This is a genomic window from Mycobacterium simulans, from assembly GCF_900232995.1.
Lineage (GTDB): Bacteria > Actinomycetota > Actinomycetes > Mycobacteriales > Mycobacteriaceae > Mycobacterium > Mycobacterium simulans.
The window spans coordinates 1-969 of sequence record NZ_OCVX01000021.1 but is presented as its reverse complement, the minus strand read 5'-3'; the positions used below and the strand labels follow the sequence as shown (position 1 = coordinate 969).

Sequence of the window (969 nt, the reverse complement as noted above, 5' to 3'; positions counted from 1 at the left end):
GCGCCGCCATCCCCATCCCCGCCGCCGCTGACCCCCGCGAAGGGCTGCTGGATGCCCTCCACGCCCTAACGACCGATCAACCCCATCCCGGGGTGGCCTACCACCACCACCAAACCCATCAGGCCGCCAAGACGGTGTTCGTGTTCCCCGGCCAGGGCGCCCAATACCCGGGCATGGGCGCCGGGCTCTACACCCACCACCCGGTGTTTGCCGCCGCCCTCGACGAGGTGTGCGCGGCCTTCGACGCCCACCTGCAGGTCCCGCTCAACGAGGTGATGTTCGCCGACGCCGACACCACCAACGCCGAGCTGCTCAACCACACCGCCTACGCCCAGCCCGCACTGTTCGCCTTCGGGGTCGCGCTGCACGCCCTGCTGGTCCAGGCCGGGATCCGCCCGGACTACCTGATAGGCCATTCCGTGGGAGAACTGGCCGCCGCCCACGTCGCCGGGGTGATGACGCTGGCCGACGCCGCGATACTGGTCAGCGCCCGCGGCCGACTGATGCAGGCCTGCCAACCCGGCGCCATGATGGCGGTCTCGGCCCCCCACACCGGGCTGGCCGCACTGTTGACCCAACACCCCCAACTGGCGCTGGCCGCGGTCAACGGCCCCACCGCACTGGTGGTCTCCGGCCCCGCCGATCACCTCGACCACCTCGGCCAACACTGCCGCGCCGCGGGCTATAAAACCACCCCGTTACGGGTCAGCCACGCCTTCCACTCACCCGCGATGGACCCCGCGTTACCCGAATTCCACACCCTCGCGGCCACCCTGACGTTGGGCGCACCCACCACCGCGATCATCTCCACCCTCACCGGCCAACTGGCCAGCACCGACCAACTCAGCTCACCCGGTTACTGGACCCGCCAACTACGCGAACCCGTCCAATTCCACGACGCCATCACCACCCTGCTAGCCCAGGGCCCCCACACCTTCCTCGAACTATCCCCACACCCCGTGCTGGCCC

1 protein-coding gene is annotated in these 969 nt (G+C 69.9%); it reads left to right on the top strand.

Translation table 11 applies throughout. The features are described 5' to 3' along the window. Positions 1–969, top strand: a 969-nt coding sequence (locus tag MSIMFI_RS26490; RefSeq protein ID WP_191499904.1) for an acyltransferase domain-containing protein, incomplete at both ends; no start/stop codon positions are given.